At 37.5% G+C, this 20,743-nt stretch carries 23 protein-coding genes; 1 reads left to right on the plus strand and 22 read right to left on the minus strand.

Translation table 11 applies throughout. From position 1 onward, the window contains the following. Window positions 1-23: 23 nt before the first annotated feature. The 19 genes from IGK77_RS09350 to galE all read right to left on the minus strand — a co-directional run bounded on the left by IGK77_RS09350 (window position 24) and on the right by galE (window position 17,415). Complete coding sequence (locus IGK77_RS09350) at window positions 24-1,082, minus strand: EpsG family protein (protein WP_074800734.1); 1,059 nt, start codon at window positions 1,080-1,082, stop codon at window positions 24-26. 21 nt (window positions 1,083-1,103) lie between these two features. After that, window positions 1,104-2,207 carry a polysaccharide pyruvyl transferase family protein gene (locus IGK77_RS09355; RefSeq protein WP_074800737.1) on the minus strand — a complete coding sequence of 368 codons (1,104 nt, stop codon included), beginning with the start codon at window positions 2,205-2,207 and terminating at the stop codon, window positions 1,104-1,106. After that, window positions 2,200-3,039: a glycosyltransferase gene (locus tag IGK77_RS09360; protein WP_074800740.1), complete on the minus strand. Its 840-nt coding sequence runs from the start codon at window positions 3,037-3,039 to the stop codon at window positions 2,200-2,202. Before IGK77_RS09360 ends, IGK77_RS09355 begins: the two co-directional genes overlap by 8 nt. Before the next feature lies 1 nt (window position 3,040). Then, a complete protein-coding gene (locus tag IGK77_RS09365; RefSeq protein WP_074800742.1) occupies window positions 3,041-3,880 on the minus strand; it encodes an NAD-dependent epimerase/dehydratase family protein in 840 nt (279 codons plus the stop codon). Next, window positions 3,877-4,491, minus strand: a complete 615-nt coding sequence (locus IGK77_RS09370) for a sugar transferase (RefSeq protein ID WP_074800745.1) — start codon at window positions 4,489-4,491, stop codon at window positions 3,877-3,879. Before IGK77_RS09370 ends, IGK77_RS09365 begins: the two co-directional genes overlap by 4 nt. A gap of 12 nt (window positions 4,492-4,503) precedes the next feature. Further along, entirely contained in the window at window positions 4,504-6,321 is a 1,818-nt protein-coding gene (locus IGK77_RS09375; RefSeq protein ID WP_074800749.1) for a polysaccharide biosynthesis protein, read from the minus strand. A 21-nt stretch (window positions 6,322-6,342) separates the two neighbouring features. Further along, window positions 6,343-7,083 carry a tyrosine-protein phosphatase gene (locus IGK77_RS09380; protein WP_074800752.1) on the minus strand — a complete coding sequence of 247 codons (741 nt, stop codon included), beginning with the start codon at window positions 7,081-7,083 and terminating at the stop codon, window positions 6,343-6,345. A 17-nt stretch (window positions 7,084-7,100) separates the two neighbouring features. Further along, window positions 7,101-7,778: a CpsD/CapB family tyrosine-protein kinase gene (locus tag IGK77_RS09385; protein ID WP_062805073.1), complete on the minus strand. Its 678-nt coding sequence runs from the start codon at window positions 7,776-7,778 to the stop codon at window positions 7,101-7,103. 12 nt (window positions 7,779-7,790) lie between these two features. After that, window positions 7,791-8,567 carry a YveK family protein gene (locus IGK77_RS09390; protein WP_010735161.1) on the minus strand — a complete coding sequence of 259 codons (777 nt, stop codon included), beginning with the start codon at window positions 8,565-8,567 and terminating at the stop codon, window positions 7,791-7,793. A gap of 20 nt (window positions 8,568-8,587) precedes the next feature. After that, window positions 8,588-9,442 (minus strand): hypothetical protein, encoded by an 855-nt coding sequence (locus tag IGK77_RS09395; RefSeq protein ID WP_010735160.1) that lies wholly within the window; start codon window positions 9,440-9,442, stop codon window positions 8,588-8,590. Between the two features lie 9 nt (window positions 9,443-9,451). Continuing rightward, window positions 9,452-10,099 carry a class D sortase gene (locus IGK77_RS09400; RefSeq protein ID WP_074800759.1) on the minus strand — a complete coding sequence of 216 codons (648 nt, stop codon included), beginning with the start codon at window positions 10,097-10,099 and terminating at the stop codon, window positions 9,452-9,454. Window positions 10,100-10,130: 31 nt separating this feature from the next. Next, entirely contained in the window at window positions 10,131-10,712 is a 582-nt protein-coding gene (locus IGK77_RS09405) for a hypothetical protein (RefSeq protein WP_074800761.1), read from the minus strand. 293 nt (window positions 10,713-11,005) lie between these two features. Beyond that, complete coding sequence (gene tsaD / locus IGK77_RS09410; RefSeq protein ID WP_074800764.1) at window positions 11,006-12,049, minus strand: tRNA (adenosine(37)-N6)-threonylcarbamoyltransferase complex transferase subunit TsaD; 1,044 nt, start codon at window positions 12,047-12,049, stop codon at window positions 11,006-11,008. Then, a complete protein-coding gene (gene rimI / locus IGK77_RS09415; protein WP_074800767.1) occupies window positions 12,046-12,516 on the minus strand; it encodes a ribosomal protein S18-alanine N-acetyltransferase in 471 nt (156 codons plus the stop codon). The genes tsaD and rimI (IGK77_RS09415) overlap by 4 nt, the downstream gene beginning before the upstream one ends. Before the next feature lie 6 nt (window positions 12,517-12,522). Next, a complete protein-coding gene (rimI, locus tag IGK77_RS09420) occupies window positions 12,523-13,065 on the minus strand; it encodes a ribosomal protein S18-alanine N-acetyltransferase (protein ID WP_074800770.1) in 543 nt (180 codons plus the stop codon). Next, a complete protein-coding gene (gene tsaB, locus IGK77_RS09425; protein ID WP_074800773.1) occupies window positions 13,049-13,771 on the minus strand; it encodes a tRNA (adenosine(37)-N6)-threonylcarbamoyltransferase complex dimerization subunit type 1 TsaB in 723 nt (240 codons plus the stop codon). Before tsaB ends, rimI (IGK77_RS09420) begins: the two co-directional genes overlap by 17 nt. Before the next feature lie 134 nt (window positions 13,772-13,905). Further along, window positions 13,906-14,901, minus strand: a complete 996-nt coding sequence (locus IGK77_RS09430; protein WP_074800776.1) for a LacI family DNA-binding transcriptional regulator — start codon at window positions 14,899-14,901, stop codon at window positions 13,906-13,908. A 29-nt stretch (window positions 14,902-14,930) separates the two neighbouring features. Beyond that, a complete protein-coding gene (gene galT, locus IGK77_RS09435) occupies window positions 14,931-16,415 on the minus strand; it encodes a UDP-glucose--hexose-1-phosphate uridylyltransferase (protein ID WP_438713163.1) in 1,485 nt (494 codons plus the stop codon). Between the two features lie 10 nt (window positions 16,416-16,425). Continuing rightward, entirely contained in the window at window positions 16,426-17,415 is a 990-nt protein-coding gene (gene galE, locus IGK77_RS09440) for a UDP-glucose 4-epimerase GalE (protein WP_074800782.1), read from the minus strand. A gap of 246 nt (window positions 17,416-17,661) precedes the next feature. Here galE and IGK77_RS09445 point away from each other — a divergent pair, with 246 nt between their 5' ends. Further along, on the plus strand, window positions 17,662-17,829 hold the full coding sequence (locus IGK77_RS09445) for a DUF3042 family protein (protein WP_010735150.1): 168 nt from the start codon (window positions 17,662-17,664) through the stop codon (window positions 17,827-17,829). 372 nt (window positions 17,830-18,201) lie between these two features. On the opposite strand, the gene IGK77_RS09450 is transcribed toward IGK77_RS09445, so the two are convergent. From IGK77_RS09450 to IGK77_RS09460, 3 genes are all read right to left on the minus strand, one after another. After that, the gene (locus tag IGK77_RS09450; protein ID WP_074800784.1) at window positions 18,202-20,004 is read right to left on the minus strand and encodes an FAD/NAD(P)-binding protein; all 1,803 of its coding nucleotides are present in this window, start codon (window positions 20,002-20,004) and stop codon (window positions 18,202-18,204) included. 176 nt (window positions 20,005-20,180) lie between these two features. Continuing rightward, entirely contained in the window at window positions 20,181-20,375 is a 195-nt protein-coding gene (locus tag IGK77_RS09455) for a hypothetical protein (RefSeq protein WP_143073251.1), read from the minus strand. Further along, complete coding sequence (locus IGK77_RS09460) at window positions 20,338-20,733, minus strand: rhodanese-like domain-containing protein (RefSeq protein ID WP_010735146.1); 396 nt, start codon at window positions 20,731-20,733, stop codon at window positions 20,338-20,340. Before IGK77_RS09460 ends, IGK77_RS09455 begins: the two co-directional genes overlap by 38 nt. Window positions 20,734-20,743: the final 10 nt, after the last annotated feature.

Below are 20,743 nucleotides of genomic sequence, written 5' to 3' on the forward strand. Positions count from 1 at the left end.
TTCATTTCTCTCCTGTATATTTTCTATTGTGAATTCCAAAAGAACTCATATGGATATACTCTGTTCCAGTCCGGTCTGTAAATTATTATCACCAAATAATATATAAAGAAACAAATCAGTATTATATATATCAAAAATAATTTAATATTTTTAGTTTGTTTCGTAAAACTCAGTGCATTAGGAATAAGTATAATTGAATAAACTGTAAAAAAATCACTAACTCTATCTAACAAACTAAATCTCAAAGATATAACTGTAATTGAAATTCCAAACATTAACATATGAAACATTAAGTTATTGACTTTGTTTTTTTCAAACTTACATATATATACAAATAAAAGTATTACCAAGTTTACCAATATATTTAGAATGGTAGCTACCCTAGTATTTCCATCCATATAGCTTGAATTCAAATAATATGAATACGTTGGAAAGAACCGCAAAACGAAAGAAAATATAGTATTAAAACTAAATAATCCTACTAATGTTATTAAAGATAAAAAAGCTATATACCTTTTTTCATTTTTAATTTTCTTAAGAATAGCTACTACCAAGAACACAATAGCTGTATTATGGAATAAAGAAGCTAAAAATACTAATATAATGAAATAGAGTATATTTTTTTCTTTAATTAAAATATAAAAGCCTAAAAACAAGATAACCATTGCTAAACTTTGTCGTAATATATTCATAGACAAATCAAAATATCTCAACGTAAAAAATAGATAGACACTTAGCCAAACTATTTTTGAAAATTTATTGATAAGCATAGCGTAACCTAGACAAACTATGAAAGCCGATATAACAAATAAAGACTGACTATTTTCAAAAAAAATTTGTATAAATTTGTTAAAATATAAGTATCCAGTTTCGAACCGCCAAGTAAAATTTTCGACAGGCATAAATTTAAGATTTTCAAACAATAACTTATAGTCACTAGTATCATTACCTATGTTGACAGATCTTAGAGCTGATAGTGCAAAAAAAAGTGAGAAAGTGCAGAATAAAAAAATTTTTTTCTGCTTCTTAAAAATTGCAGCTAATAATAGTATATATAATGTCAAGATAAAAAATAACCCCATATGATCTCCTTATTATCTAAACTAATATTCTTTAATATATTTTCTAATTGTTTCTTTAATTAAATCATATTTATTTTCAACTTCAATAAAATTAAACTCTTGAGAATTGTAGATTTTTTCCATTTTCTCAAATGATTTCCAAAAACTAGTTTTATCTTCTATTAAGCTAACAGCATTACTAGTTTTTATCCACTCGTATTGTCCTGTCACTTTATGATTATATGTTTGAAAAATTAAACACGGGGTATTCGTAATATATGAAAAGATCATTCCGTGTAGTCTATCTGTAATAACCATATGTGAAGCAGAAAAATCATTTAATTTTTGAACTAATACATCTTCACGATTGCTAGAGTTGACATCAAAATCTACAACTGTATCTGTAATTTCTACTTGATATCCTTTTGCAGTTAATTGTTCTGACAGCCATGAAGCGCTCATCCTGTTTTCTGCTTTTTCTCTGTCATTTCTCAAACATAATAAAATATTCTTCTTTCCTCTGGATATATCATTTTTATTCATACCTTTCATTGTAAAAACAATATCAGGAACTAAATAAATGTTTTTCACATTTTTTTCTTTTAATAGTTTAAATGACTCTACATCTCTCAAAAAAACATGGATATTATCTCTACTTCTAAAAATATCTATTGTGTTATTAAATTCTTTATCTCCAAGCTTAGTCTGCGGGAAATAAACTGTCTGTGGAAATAAAATCACTGGGTGGGCTTTGAATGAATTTAAAATTTTCCTCCGTAATAATTCTTCGCGAAAATACTCTATACCTATGTTCCCTCCACCTTTTATTGTTATAATATCATCCTTAGAAATCTTATTTTTTAAAAACTCTATCGCATTCAAAGTTTCATCTACACTGTATTCAACAACTTCATATTCCGGGAAATTATTTTGTAAAAATTCTTTGTGAGATAGTGTTAAAGCATGATCTCCTAGATTAGGATAATCCGTGCCAAGTAATACGAATAACTTAGGTTTATCAGTGGTAAATTTATTTTGAATTGAATTTACTTTTTTTGTATTTAAGTGAAGTTTAATTAGTTTCAACTTTAAATTAAGAGGTAACATTTTTTTAATTTTCTCTATTATTTTATACCTTTTACTCATTAATCACTTTTCTCCTTAAGAATTTATCTGAAACATATTTCATCACTGGCTTTGGGGCTATCATAAAAAAAACTTGGCTAGCTATTACGTAACTCAAATCAAACACATTACAATACTTTTTCTTGTAATAAGTATTTATAGTTTTTATATAATTAATACAATTTATTTTGTCTTTTCTTCGAAGATAGTTATCTCTATTAGACCTAAAGTACAATCCGATTTCTTCTAAATTTTCAGCATAGTACCCCCTACTAAGTGCATTTAAAAACAACTCTAAGTCTTCTTTTCTTCGGACATCTTTGTATCCACCTAATTGGACTATTCGAGATTTTCTATACATTACAGTGGGATGATTAAATGGACTTCTCCGTTTTGAAAATTTAACTATATCGTCATATCTACTAGGAACTTGTCTAATACTGATTATATCATCCGGATTAGAATAAAACTCTGCAATTTGCATTCCTAAAATATCCAATTTCTCATTGGAATTAAACTTTTTCAGTTGTTTTTCACACCGATCCTTTAAACTAATATCATCACTATCCATACGTGCTACTAGCTCATTCTTACAATTCATTAGACCCTCATTCAAAGCCAACCCTAACCCCATGTTTTTTTGCAAAGCAACTATCTTTATATTATTATATTTTCTAGAATATTCTTCTAAAACAGTGTCTAACTCGGGAGTTAACTTTCCATCCTTTACGATAACAAAGTCATCTGTTGAAACGGACTGATTCAAAATACTTTCAATACTTTTTTTTAAATAATAAGGATCTTCCTTGCTATATACTGACATTAAAACTGAATATGTCTTGTTTTTTTTCATTTCATAGCTCCTGTTCTTCGACTGCAATAACTAAACTTCCAAATGCTTTATTTATCAATCTTCCAACTTTTCCTGGAACATATCCTAACAAACGAATAAACCAATTCATCCAAGAAAACAAATAAATCTTTCGACCATTTTCTTCTGCAATATCTCTGACCATAGAACTCGTTCTAACATATGAATCATTTTGTGGGAAAAATATCCCTTTGTCTTGATTATCTACTCTTTCTTTGACGAAAGAACATAACTTGTCAATATGCAACATGGAACGTTCGTTTTTAACGTCTGGAAATATAGGTAATCTATTTGCTATTTTAACTAACTGTCGATAATTCCCCTTACTATTGGGGCCATATATCATTGGCGGCCTAAGAATCACAATTTTAAAATGATTTTCGTTTAATGGTAACAACCCTTGTTCTGCTTGCAATTTGCTATCGCCGTAAAAGTTTGAAGGGTTTGGCTTAGTTTCAGCAGTAATCACACGTTTCTTATTTATATTTGTCTCTTCCCCATAAATAATAATGGAACTCATATAAATAAACTGACCAGATTTATCAGATAAATCCTTCTTATATTTCTTTGCAACATTAATTGCTAAATCTCTATTCACTTCATAATAAAGATTTTTTGTCTCTTCTGAAACTTTTGAGACATCTGCATGGGCAATCCCAGCTACATGGAATACTGTGTCATAAATGGAAAAGTCAAATTGTTTCCATTCATCTCCCCTCACACTTAGCGAATCTATCTGATAGTTATCGCTATATTGTTTCATCCAACTTTCAAAAGATGTTCCGATATAACTGTTTGCACCAGTAATAAGAATTTTTTTCATTTATTATTCTCCTTTTTTAGTGAACCTGTTCCACCCTCTAAAACACCTTCACTCTTAAAAACTGAGATTATTGTTCCAAAAAAACATTTTAAATCCATCCAAGGAGTAACGTTAGCTGTATAGTATCCGTCTAAATTAGCTTTATGTTCGATAGCTAATTCATCACGTCCACTGATTTGTGCTAACCCGGTCAAACCTGGTCTAATATCATTTGCATCATATTTTTCTCGTTCCTCAATTAAATCATATTGATTCCATAATGCCGGACGAGGACCAATGATTGACATATCTCCTTTTAGAATATTAAATAGTTGAGGTAATTCATCCAAACTCGTTTTCCTTAGAAATCGTCCTACACGTGTGATATAGGCTTCAGGGTTAGATAGCAAATGTGTTGGCATTTCTTTCGGTGTCTCGATTTTCATCGTACGGAACTTAAAAATATAAAAATATGATCTATTTTTGCCGAGTCTTTTCTGTTTAAATATGATTGGTCCTCTAGAATCTAATTTAATTGCTATACATAAAATTAGATATAATGGAGACAAAATGATAATCCCCACGAAAGATAAAAGTATATCAATGACTCTTTTCAACCCATTTTTATACATAAATAACTCCCCCTATTTACTCGAAGCCCTTGCAAATGCTACGACTTCTTTTGCTAGCTTTTTGTCATCGTCGGATAAACCTGTTACAAATTCCATGACTTCTTGGATCGGGTAACCTTTGATATTCCCGACAAAAATCTTTTCATACACCTGTTCATCATTTCGTTCTTTGTCCAATAACAGTTCTTCATACAATTTTTCGCCAGGTCGAATGCCTGTTTCGACGATTTCGATTTCTTCTTCAGTGTACCCACTCAAGCGGATCATATTTCGTGCAAGATCTAAGATTTTAACTGGTTCACTCATATCTAAGACAAAGATTTCGCCACCTTTGGCTAATGCACTCGATTGGATGACTAAACGGCTTGCTTCTGGGATCGTCATAAAGTAACGGGTCATCCGAAAGTCGGTGATCGTGATTGGTCCGCCTTTTGCGATCTGTTCTCGAAAAACAGGGATCACGCTTCCACGGGAGCCTAACACATTACCAAATCTTACGGCCGAAAACTTGGTACAGTTTTCTCCATTCAAGCCTGTCACGATCATTTCTGCGATTCGTTTGGTGGCTCCCATTACATTTGGTGGGTTATTTGCTTTATCTGTGGAAACCATTACAAAGTTTTTGACATTCGCTTCTTTGGCAGCCTCAGCTACATTTTTTGTTCCTTTGATATTGTTTTTTACTGCTTCTCTTGGGTTATATTCCATCAATGGCACATGTTTATGTGCTGCTGCATGATAGACGATATCTGGCTGATGTTCTTTCATGATATGGAAGATCTTTTCACGGTCTTGGATATCAGCAATAATTGGAATGATTTCTGTTTTATTATAAGAGGGATCTCCTGATAGTTCGCGATGAATCAAATAAATCGAGTTTTCACCATGTCCTAATAAGAGTAATTTTTTTGGCGAAAAAGCAAGTACTTGACGACAAATTTCTGAACCAATAGAGCCTCCAGCTCCGGTAACAAGTATGACTTTTTCTGAGATGTGTGATTTTAGTTTGTCTAAATCTAATTTGACTTCTTCTCGTCCTAACAAGTCGACTACGTCGATTTCTTTCAAGCGAGAAACATTGATTTTCCCTGATGCGATTTCTTCAATCGAGGGCATGGTATTCATCTTGACTTCTTTTGATTCGATAAGATGGAAAATTTCACGAATTCTTTTTCGTGGCAAGGAAGGTATCGCGATCGTTACCATGTCAATCGACAATTCATCGATCAATCTTGGTAAGTCTTTGGTATTCCCTACGACTTTTATCCCAGACAAATATGTTTTATATTTGTTCGGATCATCATCCACAAAGCCAATCACTTCCAAATCGTTGATTGCTTTTGAACTAAGAATACTATTGCATAGGATACGTCCGCCTTCGCCAGCTCCGATAATTAGTGTTCTGTGTTTGTTTAGTGGCGATTCTTGACGCTGTGCTTTATGTTCGATATATATACGCCAGAATAAACGACTGCTGATGATGAGAAACATAGATAAGATGTAAGTTAATAATTGTAATCTAAGGCTGATTTTTTGCATAAACAAATATTGGATGATAAATGATGAAATAACGGTACAAGTGATCGCTGAAAAAATAGCTGCCATCTCATTTAAATTCGTATATCGATTGATTCGCGTGAATGTTTTGAACAGCATGCCATATCCAATGTAAAAAATTAGTGATACGCCTAGATTCACGGCTAAATAATCTTGATCGATACCAACAAATGGTGTCATAAAATAATAGCTTGATAATATAGAGATGCCTAATAATAAACTATCAACCAAAACTAAAATAATTACTTTTCTTCTTCTAGTAAGTTCAAACAAACCCTGCGCCCCCTAAAACTTTTATACAATAGGTCGAAAATCTTTTGCATGCACTTGCTCCCCATTGATGATGTCTCTTGTTACTTGATCCATTTCTTCGATGACTGTAGATCCAAATTTTTTCTCTACGATACTATATGCTTTTTCCATATAAAAATCCCGATCTTTTCGACTATGGGCATCTGAGGCGATCATCTGGACAAGCCGATGTTGGACCAGTTCTTCACTTAACTTCTTGATCTGTTTGCCATAAACACCTGCAATGCTTGGTGCAGTCAACTGCGCCAAACAACCCATATTCAAGTAGGGTAATAATAGATTAGGACTTTCTTGGAAACCGCGGTTCCGCTCAGGATGGACAATGATTGGTACGATCCCCATCTGACGTAATTCATAAAACAAATTTTCTGTGTATTCGGGAATGCTGTTTGTTGGTAGCTCAGCTAGCAAATAGCGATCGGTGACATCTGCAAAAAGAATCTTGTCACTTTTAATTTCATCTATCAAATTACTTTTTATTCGAACTTCTTGTCCTTCAAATAAAGTTAGGGAGATGGACTGTCGATCGAGTTCTTTTTGCAAGTCTTCGACAGCTAGTAATACATCTGCTTTTTCATTGGTGAAACGTTGATTGTGATGAGGGGTGCATAAAATGTGGGTGATTCCTTGTCGAACAGCTTCTTCTGCCATGGCGATCGATTCTTTGACCGTTTTTGGTCCGTCATCTAAACCAGGTAAAATATGACAATGTAAATCAATCATTTTTGCTCACTTCCTCATCAATAGTAATAATAATTAAAATCTGCATTCTTCTTCGCACCGTTGTAAACAACACCTAAAATCGTTGCTTGTGCAATGGATAGCAGTTCTTTCGCTTTGATTAATTCTTGTTTCATTGTTTTGCGTTCTCGGACGACTAAAAGTGTCCCATCTGTTTTTGCGGCTAAGATCTGAGCATCAGTGACTGTTGCAATGGGAGGTAAATCAAAAATGATCAAATCAAATACTGCTTTTAGTTGTTCGATCACTTCTTCCATTCGTTTCGAATCAAGTAGTTCTGATGGATTCGGTGGTTTTGGTCCACTTGTCATGACCCAAAGATTTTCGACGGAACTGGTATGATAATATGATTCCGGTCTTCCTTCACGATCGCCTAAAAAATTACTTAATCCATTGACATTTGGCAATTGAAAAGTCAATGCTACACTTGGTTTTCTCAAATCAGCATCCACCAGCAAAACTCGTTTGCCACTATTTGCGAATACGACAGCTAAGTTAGCAGCTGTTGTTGATTTTCCTTCACCTGGACCAGATGAAGTCACGACCATCGTCTTCAATTCACGATCGACAGAAGCAAATTGGATATTTGAACGAATCGTCCGATATTGTTCGGAAACCATGGCATTTTTATCGGTAATGCTGAGGAGTGAAACAGGTAAAATAGTGTTTTTCTTCATAAATACTTCTCCTTATACACGTTTTCGTGAACGACGGCTTTCTCTTTGTTCTGTTGTTTCAATCGTTTCGACTTCTGCTGGTTGAAACATACGGCCGTTTTCAAGTTCTTTCTTCGTCATTTCATTGACGTCTCCAAGAATCGGCAATCCTAATTCTTCTGTGACAAAACGCTCATCTTTGACTGTTTTATCTAACAACTCTAGAAGAAAGGCTAATCCGACTCCAATCATCAAGCCAAGCAACCCACCGATAACTACGTTCAACATGTTATTTGGTGAAACAGGTGTAGGATTGCTTTGTGCTGCAGAAGTGATCGTCACTTTATTGACATTCAATACGTCCGTTGCTTTTGATTGGAATACTTGTGCTGTAACGTTGGCGATATCCGTCGCATGATCTGGATTATCGACAGTTGCAACGATTTGGAACATTTGTGAGTTTTGTGATTGATTGACACTGATCACCGATTTCAACTCACCCTTTGTAAGACTTTGTCCATAATTTTGTTCAAGTTCTCTTTGAACATCATTGATGACAACATCGCCTAAAATCATATCTTTATAAGTATTGATCAACAATACGTTAGCGTTGACATCTTGTAGATTCGTATTCGTATTTTCTGCTTTTGACTGAACGATCATCTCAGCTGATGAACTGTATTTAGGTGTGATCAAAAAGAACGTGACTCCAGCAGCTAATGCAAATCCGGCAAGCGTGGTCGCAAGAATCAGCAACCAACGCTTTCTTAAAATCTCAAATAATTCCCCTAGACTAATCGTTTCTTCCATGTTTTCTCCACTTTCTATCGTTAATATCTTTTCTTAACTTTTCGTCTTCTTAATAATTCGCTCAACATCCAGATGATGAAACTACAAATTATGAGCACGATTCCCCATTGGATAAATGTTACAATAAAGTTGCTTAGATACGTAGTTAAAAAATGATAGAGCGACTTTGAATTGATGCCAATACGCTCGACCATTTTGGAAAGGTACACAAAAAGAGGTAACGCTAAAAGCATTAAACCAGCGCCCCCCACTGCATAACTTAAATAGCGTAACGCACGATGGAAAAAACGTGTGTCGATTGCAATGATCGCAATCACTAATAATGCAGAAACTGTCATTGTAAAGAAGATCAATAAGGTCAGCGTTCTTTTATACCCCATCACTTGCTTACCATAGGTCAAAAGATAAGGGATCTCAATATATTCACTATAGGTTTCGATGGCAGATTTTTTTAGATTATCAATCGATTGTTGTGTTTCTGCATTGATTTCATAATTGTTTTCTTTCGCATAGTCTTCGACTTTTTTCTGGATGATTTTGTCTACATCCTCTGTCCGTTCAATCAAAAAAGGAATGTCTGTATAAATGGTGCGAATATAGTGTTCAACATTCGATTGTACATAAGCTTGAGGAACAGTGTCTGCCAATACATCTGCAGGAATATTGCTTCCTCGACCCAGATCGCTGATTCTTTGATTGATCTCAGAGGTGATCGTTTCTGAATAATTGGCTTCTTCCATGGCTTTTTCCATAAACTGTTGGTTGAACAACGTTAGTCTCAATACAACTAACGTCATGCCGGCAAACAAACTCAAAGAACAAATAAAAGTAAGTAGCCAACGAGACCCTTTTTGCATGAATTTTTGCGTACTCATGATTTCCTCCTATTTATTAGGATTGATCAACGGACCTTCAACTAACTCACAGATAACAAAAAGTCGTTCATCCGTCATGCCTAAACTATCGACAGGATAGCATGTATAAAGAAGCAGTATTGGTTTATCTTTTTGACTGATCAATTCATTGATTTCCGGATCATCTTTATGACGAATCACCATTTCTTTTACTTGATAGCGGTAATTCGCATAGGTCGTCTTAGCTGTTACGATATCATTTGTTTGAATACCGCTTAGCTTACCAAACCCATCAACATTGTGCCCACCGACTAGTGACGTTCCAGTCTCACCTATGTAGACAGAACCCATATATTGTCCGGCACCTTTTCTTAATATCTCATCGGTATCTCCAAAATACAAAGGCACATTCAGATCTAAAGAATCCACTATGATGTCACCATAGCGTTCGCCACCTCTAGGGTAAGCGACACTGCTAGATGCCAGTTCATTGTTCTCATCTTTAGCGACATCTTCTTCTTTTACAGCTTCAAAGCTTTGTTCTTGCGTTTCGAATGTTGGGACATCTGAAAGTAAAAACAAATTTAAAGAAGAAGTGGCAAAATGAATGACAGGTCTTCCTATGACGTACATTAGAGAATAACCAGCTGCCAAAAAAAAGACAGGGACAAAAAGCATTGCCCCTAGTCTCTTAAGCAGCTTGCGTTTTTTACGCAATCTTTGTCTTTCTTCCTACTACGACCGCACCTGCTGCGACTAATAGTAACGAAGCAATTGCCATTGCACTAGCGGTATAGTTACCACCTGTTTGTTTAATTGGAGAACTAGTACTAAAAGCTGGTGATGTTGTTCCATCAGCGTTTTTCGCACCGATTTGGATGTTGCTACCATTCCAACTTAGTACAACTAATCCCAACGCGTCAGCAACTCTCGTTACCTCTTGTTGGATTTGCATGATGACATCCCGTGGTAAAGCACGGATCAAATCATCAAGCGTGTTGACTCCTGTCATATCTATTGTTACTGAACCTAACAGATTACGCACATTTTGAATACCTGTAACGGCAGTTTCTACTTGTGCATCCGTTAAATCATTTTGTTTCAAATGGTTTTCGGCTTGTGTAATGTAAGTATCAGGGACAGTGAATTCTTTTCCTTGAACACTTACTGGTGCTTTCAACAAGTCTAGGATCTGTTGCTCATTCGCAGAAATCGCGCCAGCGGCATCTACAGGGACAGTGAACAATAATGCAGTGAAAAATACAACTAAATATCCGACAAACTTTTTCATCCATTCGACCTCCTTTGCATTGAATTGTGAAGGCTTTCAACCTTCAGTTTAAACACTATAGAAAATAACATTATCCTTTTTATTTTCTACAGTTCCTATACTATCACATAGAATTAACTGACACAATTTATATAACCTGAGTTAATTTAAGTTTTTTGGGCCTTTCAGCCTTGTCAATGCTAAGTGTATGGAAAAGGAGAAGTCTCCAATTCCATAACTATACTTATAATAACCTAGATTATATCCATATAATCTTTTTTGCATTCAAATTTCTTAGATGAATGTCAGGTAATTTACCTGACATTTTCTATTGTCTCACCTAACACTAAACCTGGTTCTGCGTTCAGTCGATAATCAGCAAGACTTCCTTTTCGCCATTCGACGGATGCAGCGGCACCGATCATTGCCGCATTGTCCCCACAAAGGCGTAATGGTGGTACGATCAGTTCCAATTCAGGTAATTCTGTGGCTAAACTTTCTTTTAAGCTTTCTCTTAGCCCTTGATTGGCAGCAACGCCACCTGCAAGGATCAATTGCTTCACCGGGTAACTTTTGCAAGCACGTATCGTTTTTGTTACCAAGACTTCCACAACACTGGCTTGGAAACTCGCAGCAAGGTCTGCTCGATCCAATTCTTCCCCTCGTTGCTCCGCGTTGTGGACTAAATTGATAAATGCACTTTTTAAGCCACTGAAACTAAAATCATAGTTATCTTCACGAAGCATTGCTCGAGGAAAGTGGTAGGCATCTTTACCTTGATGGGCTAATTCATCGATTTCTTTTCCACTTGGATAGCTCAATCCTAAAACACGTCCTACTTTATCGTAGGCTTCTCCAGCGGCATCGTCTCTTGTTTCACCGATGATCTCATACGCGCCATCTTCTTCCATATAAACTAACTCCGTGTGTCCTCCGCTGACCAACAACGCCATTAATGGAAATTCATACGCTTTTTCGAAGCGGGCGGAGTAAATATGTCCTGCCATATGATTCACTGGGATCAATGGTAGATGATTTGCCCAAGCAAAAGCCTTTGCTGCTGAAATACCGATGAGTAATGCCCCTACAAGACCAGGTCCTTCTGTGACAGCAACCGCGGTAAGTTGTTCAGCAGTCACGCCTGCTTCCACCAACGCTTCTTCGAGACATAAAGTAATTTGCTCTACATGATGGCGACTGGCCACTTCAGGTACGATCCCGCCAAAGCGTTTATGGCTGTTGATTTGAGAGGCAACGATATTCGATAAGATTTCTTGACCATCTTTCACGACCGCTACGCTTGTTTCATCACAGCTTGACTCGATTGCTAAAATCAATTCTGTTTGTTTTTCGTTCATGGTTTCATCACCTCTGTTTTTAGCTTTGTACACATGATGACCGCATCTTCGACCGGATCATGATAGTAGGCTTTTCGTTTACCTACTTGGCGGAATTTTTCTGATTCGTAAAGGTGTTGGGCAGCAATATTTGACTGTCGTACTTCTAAAAAAACACTATGCGCTTGGTTAGCTTTTTCTCGTTGCAGCATCTCTTGTAATAATTGTCTTGCTACACCTTTGTGTTGTTCAGCAGTCAGAACTGCAAGATTCGTCACTTCTACTTCATCAAGTACTTTGGCATATCCAATAAAGCCAATGATTTCATCTGCCTGATTAAGGACTAAATAATTGGTTTGCGGTTGTTGGATATCAGACAAAAATTGCTCTTTTGTCCAAGGTGATCCATTTAAAAAAGCATCGTCACTGACTTGCCAAAGCGCTTGAGCTAATTTTGTATCCTTGAAAGCTGTTTTTTCTTCAATCACTTTATTTCACTCTTCTTTTAATAGTTTTACCATATCTAAGGCATCTTCATTCGTTTCTGTATAATACCCTTTTTTTACTTTTCTTGATTGGAAACCTAGTTTTCTGTATAAGCGTTGGGCATTCTGATTACTGATCCGTACTTCTAATGACATGGTCTCGCATTGATTCATCCGTGCGAATGTCTCGATCTCGTTGATTAAATAGGTGCCGACACGCTGCCGTTGGTAACTGGGACTGACCGCAATGTTCGTGAGATGGCAATCGAGTCCTAATACTCTAGATCCAACAAAGCCGAATAATTCTTCTCGATCGAATATCCCTAAATATAAAGTCATAAATGGGGAAGTCAGCTCTGAGATAAATGCACTTTTTGTCCAAGGTAACTCCCCTAAATAAACTTCCCGTTCGATACTTAACAATGCCTTGACATCATCAACTGTCAGTTCCCGTATTTGAAATTGCTTTTCGCCTACAGTGATCGTTTTCTCTGGATAATCTGCTTTTTCTTGAAGCATGGTCCGTAGATAGGCTTTAAATTTTTTCAACATAGCTTTCTTCTCCTGGCGTATGTGTCTCCAACCATTTTTCTTCTGCTTCCACTCGTTTTAAGTAACGTGGTAAAAAGGCTTGGATATCGTTGACCGGATTACTTGAAGCCCCTAATTGCGCGACGACAACTCCACTAGGAATATCCCAAAGTGGCAAGGAGTTACGCTTAGCATCAGGCATTGATTCAGCGATTTCTGAGTTGAATTTGTGGCAATCGCTACCGACAAAAGTGATCGATCCATCCATTTGTTTTAATTTTTCGGTTAATTCTGCAAAAGCAATATGGGTGTCTTCTAGAACGTTTTCTAATGTTCCATGATGCCAGCGATAGGCACCAGCATAAACATTTTTTCTTCTCGCATCAAACATCGGTACAATGATTCCTTCGATTCCTACGCAATTTGCTGCAAGTACAGCAAGACTGGAAACACCCACCAATTCTTTCTTTAAAGTATAGGCTAATGTCTTGGCAGTTGTGACACCGATTCTCAATCCTGTATAAGAGCCTGGACCACTTGACACAGCAATTCGATCGATTTGTTCTGGTGTGAGTTGGCAATCTGAGATCAATTGATCCAACGCTGGCATCAATGTCAGACTATGATTTTTCTTTCTATTGATTTGGATTTGACCTAACACTGTTTCGTCTTCCAATACGCCAACAGCTAAGGTTTGATTTGCTGTATCGATCCCTAATGTAATCATTTGACCGTTCCCTTCTACTACTCTAATGTCGTTTATCATTGTAGCATACTTCGAGGTAAAAAAGGGGAGGAAAAATCAAGTTGGGCTCTCGCCACTGTTGAAATTTCCACCCCTTTACTTAGGTTGATAATCGTCTATTTGATCGTGGCTTGTTTTGTTGATTCTCGTAAAATTAGTTCTGTCGCGATCGTGATTTTTCTTGAAACCGGCGCAGTACTATGGATTAACTGGCTCAATGTCTCAACTGCCAACTCCCCCATCCATTCGGTGTACACTTTGACTGTAGAGAGAGGTGGTGAGACATACTTTGCTACACTGATATCGTTGAAGCCTATCACTGAGATATCTTGCGGGATAGTCAATCCTGCTTCTTTGATTGCCTTCAATGCACCAATTGCTAACGCATCATTCGCAGCAAACAACGCATCAGGTAATTCCTTTTCTTGCAATAAAAAATCATGAACAGCTTGATATCCTGCCTCCACTGAAAAATCCGCTTCAATGATTTTTCCTGAGAGGTTCTTTTCTTCACTGATCAGTTTTTGAAAAATTGCCGTTCTAGGATCAGTCACCGGTGTTCGGTGTTGCTTCGTGTACTCTTTTCCGGCTATCATCACGAGTTGTTTGACTTCTTCTTGTAAGAAATGACCCATCACTAAGCGGAGACTCGACTCAAAATCAACGACTAAAGAATCGATGCCAAATCTTGTGCCATCTGAATCGACAAGTAAAAGGTTCTCTTGCGTACGTTTCAATTCATTCAATTGCTCTTCGTCAAACTTTCCTAAAGCAATCGTTCCGTCTGCAGACTGCTCACTGATGGCATCCCAGGTTTCCTTGATCAGGCGAATATTCGCTTCCTCTGCTTTTTTTTCGATTCCTAAGCGTATAGAAAGATAATAAAGGTCTTCTAATTCTTCTTGTGTATCATACCATTGGATCAATTTGATCGTTTGTTTTTCAGAGGCTAGATTCTTATGATGTTTTTTATAATTCAAGTGTTCAGCTGCTTCAAAAATTTTTTGTTTCGTTTCCATGCCTACTGACAATTTCTCATCATAATTCAGCACTCTTGAGACAGTGGCAGGAGAAACTCCCGCCAACTGAGCAATATCTTTGATTGTGGCCATTCGTTTCCCCTCCTGTAACTGACCGATGCTTATAATGTTTCAGTAAAGCGCAAGAACGCAGCTCTTCCTTGTTCGTCCCGTTTGAAGACGCCGGCATCTTCTAACACTCTGGCGAAGACTTGCCCAACAGCATTTTGGATAACAACTGTCGCAGTCTCTTCAGTCAAATCAGGATTTGCTTGTTTTAGCTGTTCTGCCCATTCACGATGATAGTCCGCGAGTTGATTTTCTTCACCCAGTAGATATTGCTTCACTTCTTCCAATTCTGGTTTTAAGCGTGGTGGCAAGACGGCCAACCCCATAACTTCGATCAAGCCAATGTTTTCTTTTTTGATATGTTGGATATCACTATGAGGATGGAAAATCCCTTCAGGATGTTCTTCGGACACATTGTTGTCGCGCAATACTAAGTCGATTTCGAAGTAATCATCTCTGCGACGAGCAATCGGCGTGATCGTGTGATGTGGCGTACCATCTGCTGAATAGGCGATGACTGATACTGATTCATCTGAATAGTTCTGCCATTTGTTTAAGACTGCATCCGCTGCTTCTACTAATAAATCTTTATCGGGCGACTGTAAACGGATCACAGACATCGGCCATTTGACGATCCCTGCAATCACCTGTGGATACTCGCCTAGCTTGATCAATTTCTCCATCGGCGCTTTCGCCATCGGAAATTCATGACGCCCTGCTTGATAATGGTCATGTGAAAGGATCGATCCACCAACGATCGGCAAATCAGCATTTGAACCTACGAAATAGTGTGGTAAGACTTCAGTGATCTTCAACAACCGAGCAAACGTTTCTTTTGTGATGCGCATTGGTCGATGTTCTTCTGATAAAATGATCGAGTGTTCATTGTAGTAGGCATAAGGCGAATACTGAAATCCCCAACTTTCTCCGTCTAAGTTCATTCGGATGATTCGATGATTGGTTCGTGCTGGGTAATTCAATCTTCCTTTGTACCCTTCATTTTCCATACATAACATACACGATGGGTAATCGACATGCACCGCTTTTCTTTCTGCAGCGATTTGTTTTGGATCTTTTTCAGGTTTAGATAGATTGATCGTGATTTCCAAGTCTCCGTATTCAGACGGATAAGTATACACGATATTTTTTGCGATGGCTCGTGTTTTGATATAGTCATTGTTGCGGCTCAACTGATAAAAATAATCCGTCGCTTCTTCTGGACTTTTTGAATAATGTTGAGCAAAAAAAGCATTGACAACAGAAGGTGGTGGCGTCAAGAAATCCATCAATTGTGCCTCAAATATTTCTCGGTCAGCTGTTACATCCGTCACCAAGCCATTTTCTTTTGCTTGTTCAACTAAACGATTCAATAGATCGACCGATTCTTCTTGCACTGGACGTACTTCAAAAGAGTCGCCGGCTTCTTCGCCAATAAGACCTAAAATACGATTTTGTAAGTAGATACGGTCCATTTCCATCCAACCACCAGACGCGATTGCTAGTGTGACAAAATCTGCAATTGTTTGACTAATCGTCATTTTCTTCCACCTACTTTTCATACCCGTTAGGATGGCTTTCATGCCATGCCCAAGCAGTTTTGATGATTTCTTTCACATCTGTATATTCAGGTGCCCAGCCAAGGATTGCTCTCGCTTTTTCACTTGAAGCTACTAAACGACTTGGATCACCCGCTCTTCGTGGTGCGATTTTCGCAGGGATATCGCGGCCTGTGACTTCTCGTGCTGCTTCTAGCATCTCTGTGACTGAATAACCTTTATTACTTCCCAAGTTGAAGAAGTTACTTTCATTTCCAGCTTTTAAATATTCTAAAGCTAAAATATGTGCAGCAATCAGATCTTCTACTTGTACATAATCTCTGATGCATGTTCCGTCTGGGGTATCATAATCATCGCCATAGATCGCTAATGACTCTCGTTGGCCTAAAGCCACTTGTAAAATGATCGGTACTAAATGAGTTTCAGGTGTATGATCTTCGCCGATCGACGCATCATTCTTAGCTCCTGCTACATTAAAATAGCGTAAAGCCACATAACGCATGCCATATGCTTCGTCACACCACTTCATCATTTTTTCCATCATCAACTTGCTTTCGCCATAAGGATTTTTCGGATTCGTTGGTGACTCCTCTGTGATCGGCGATTCTTTTGGCTCACCGTAAGTCGCAGCTGTTGAAGAAAAGACGATCCGTTTCACATCAAACTCGTGCATTACTTCTAATAATACTTGCATGCCATAAACATTATTATTGAAGTAGACTAAGGGTTTTTCAACTGATTCACCGACTAACGAGCTCGCTGCAAAGTGCAAGACACCTTCAATCGTTTCTTTTTGGAAAACTTCGCGTAAAAATTCTTTATCACGAATATCGCCTTCATAAAAACGTGCATCAGTATGAACTGCTTGACGATGGCCTGTCAAAAGATTATCCACGACTGCTACATCATAGCCCTTTTCAATTAATTGATCGACGGCATGGGAACCAATATAGCCTGCTCCGCCTAATACTAAAATTGTCATGTTAAGACTCCTTTATCCATATAATTATATTCGTTATTTATTTTAACAAAAGTGATGACTAGAAAACAGGAACTTTTTTTGACAAAACCTTCTTTCATTTTATTTAGTAAATTTATAATAAAACATTTAGTAAATTTTTTCAAGAATTTATTGTAAAGGGTTTCAAATAAAAAAACGAAAGACTAGCGTTTTTCCTGGTTTTGCTTCATAATAGAAGTGTCAAATAGATAAATGAGGTGAATCATTATGAAAAAATTTGTATCAGGTATCTTAGTAGGTAGCTTGGCTACTGTAGCAGCTGTGGCTGGTTTAGTAACTTCTGTGAAGAAAACAGTCATCGACCCAATCGACGAAAAAGAAGCAATGATTGAAGAAAATCGTAAAAAAGCAATGAGAAAACGTGTATCACGATAAGAACGAGTGATTGAAGCATTCAGCTTCAAAAACGAAAAACCCAAAAATTGTTCTCCAATTTTTTGGGTTTTTTTATTTCTAACAAGTTTTTTTTAAAACTCGCATTTTTAAGTTACGATAGGAATGGAAGCTGACGAATAGCACAGTCAGGTTTCTTCTATCTCCCTCGTGCTATCCAAAAAGAACGTTCCTACAAGAGGTCGGGACAGAAGTGTTTATCCTCGAGAAATAAGGCGCCATCCACGAAAATTGTTCTTCAAATTTTTGTGGATGGCGCCTTATTTCTGAAGAGGTTACTTCTGTTCCCGCCGTTTATTCGGTTTTAGGTGGTGGGAGAGAACTAATGTCCCACTCTCCTGAAAGAACGTTCTTTTATGATTCTTCAGCTAAAATCAGTTGTGCGATACGATCGATTTGTCTAAGGTTCCAAAAATCGACATGTGGTCTCGGAACGGAGGCCGTTAACCATTCTACCCCTTCTGTTGGGATGCCGATACAATACAAATTGTTTTGTACTTCCCCATGTGCATCGATCACACGTGAACTTTCTCGTTCGATCGCTACCGCACCAGAAACGAAATCGCCACTTGGATCATGCAACTGGAATGGCTGAAGGACCTGGGCATCACGTAGACTGATCAAGGCTGGATTTCTCGTTGTTCGTAAGTCATTTTTTGGTAATCGTGCCTCAATAAGGTAGTCACTTGTAAGCCCTTCTCGTTCGAGGTAAAATCCTTTGTCCTTTCCTACTACAGTAAAAGAAGGTTCCACCAAATGGAATATCTCTGCATCGATCAATGCTGCTAATTCCTGGGTTCTTCGTAAAGGCGGACCAATAGTAAAAAAAGCATCAAACGTATTGAACCATTGCCACAATACTTCTTTATATTCTTTTGCAGAAAAAACTTCCCATAGCATTGCTTGATGCACCATGTTTCGCCAATCTTTCAATGCATCCAACGTCGCAATCAATGGACCGTCCACATTCCCTTTTTGCGCTTCATTGATTTGATCTTCGATATATCTCCGACTCATTTGTGGATAGGGTAACGTGTGGTCGGTCAAGTGATCAAGTAGGTTCCAAGACCACAAATGGTTTGCTAATGCAGGATATTTTTGCAGCCATTCCTTTTCTGTAGCTCCAAGAAAGACTTCTTGAAATTCGCTGAGAGCAATCGACAACCCATGTTCCTCAATCACTTTTTTATAATAGAACAATTCGAGATCTTTTTTTAAGTCCGCAAAGAAATCTTGTCCAGTCAGTTTTTGGGTCCGATAGTACGTATTTAATCGTTCTTGCGTCAGAATAACTGGCTGTGCCACCTCGCCAACTTTTTTCTGGTTGCGTCCATGGGGATAGTAAGGTAACCCTCGCCGAGAGCCACAATAGACGATAGGTTCTTCTCCAGACGGACGATAAACCAATCGACCTTCCAGTTCTTCAAAGCGACCGCCTCGTTGTTGTGTCAACAAACCGATATAATCAAAAAAACAGAGTCCTAACCCCCGAACAAACACCGGTTCTTGGGCAGGGATCATCGATAAATCAACATCGGCTGGATTAGCTGGTCCTTGGTAAAATAAGTGATGCTCAGCCGCATACTCACTTAATTGTCTTTCTTCTGACGTTCGTTCATGTTCCCAATGACCCGTTGCTAGGATCAGTTTATCCACCACATAGGCTTCTTCTTTAGTTCGCAGAATGAATTGTTTCTCTTTCTTGGTGGCTTCGATGACTAATTCTTGTATATAATCGAAACGATCAGAAAATCGTTCTTGTAGACGCGCGTAAAACCATTGGAGATAGACGCCAAAAAAGCGACGACTTGTTGGTTGGTTTTCTAATAAATTAGCTGCTTCACACAAAAACGCTTCTTTTTCTTTGATAGTTGTCTTACTAAGATAAGAAGGAGCAAATTCTTTCGCCCATTGATAAAGATTCACTCCGTTAGCGACCACGCCGCCACTACTTAATGTCTCATCCGTAAACATCGTCACTTGTGACGCCAATGAATTCATCAGTACTTCTTTTGGCTGATCGACTCGCCAAACCTTGCCACCGATTCCACTTGGATCAAAAAGGAGGATCTCAATATCTTCTTCTTGTTGATTATAGAGTAAACGCTCTAACATGCTAAGTCCACGAGGACCTGCCCCGATGATCCCAATTCTCATCTATCCACCTACTTATATGTATTTGCTTGATTGTCACGCATCTTTTCTCTTGATTTCACTCAATACACGCTACAATGATTTACTTGGCTAACTCACTGAGGAGCAACAGTTCTTCATGTTTTTCGTTTTGTGAACAACTGATTTCCTAATCACATCCGTAAATTAAAAAAACGAATTTAGGAAAATACTTGGTGCTGACTACCTTTGTCATATCCTCTCATTCCATCATAGCATAATTTTTCTGCAATAAGAAAAAACAACAAGAAAAAAGAGCGAATAACCGCTCTTATTCTTGTTGCTACTAAGGTAACATAAGAAGTACAAGACTCCTCGTTAGATTTTTTTACTTTTGATTTTACCTGACCAACCATCATAGCCACCTTTTAAGATATAGATATCTTGGTAGCCTGCTTTACGCAGTTGGTTAGCTGTACGAATACTCAAACTTTTCTTTTGATCATAAATATAAACCGGTTGGTCTTTACGAATCGAACCAAGTGAATTTTTTAGCACTGTATAAGGAATATTTCTAGCGCCTAAAATATGACCCGCGTCAAAGACATCTTTTTCACGAACATCGATGACTTGTGCACGACGCATTCCTTCACGAAATTCTTCTTCTTCAAGCATTGTTGCAGAACGTTTAGCCATTACTCGTAAGTAAACTTCCCAAAATACGATAGCTAAGATGATCAGTAATAAAATGATGTTAATAATCCATAAAACCATGTCGTGCCTC

The sequence above is a fragment of the Enterococcus sp. DIV0806c genome (genome assembly GCF_051710905.1).
Lineage (GTDB): Bacteria > Bacillota > Bacilli > Lactobacillales > Enterococcaceae > Enterococcus_B > Enterococcus_B mundtii.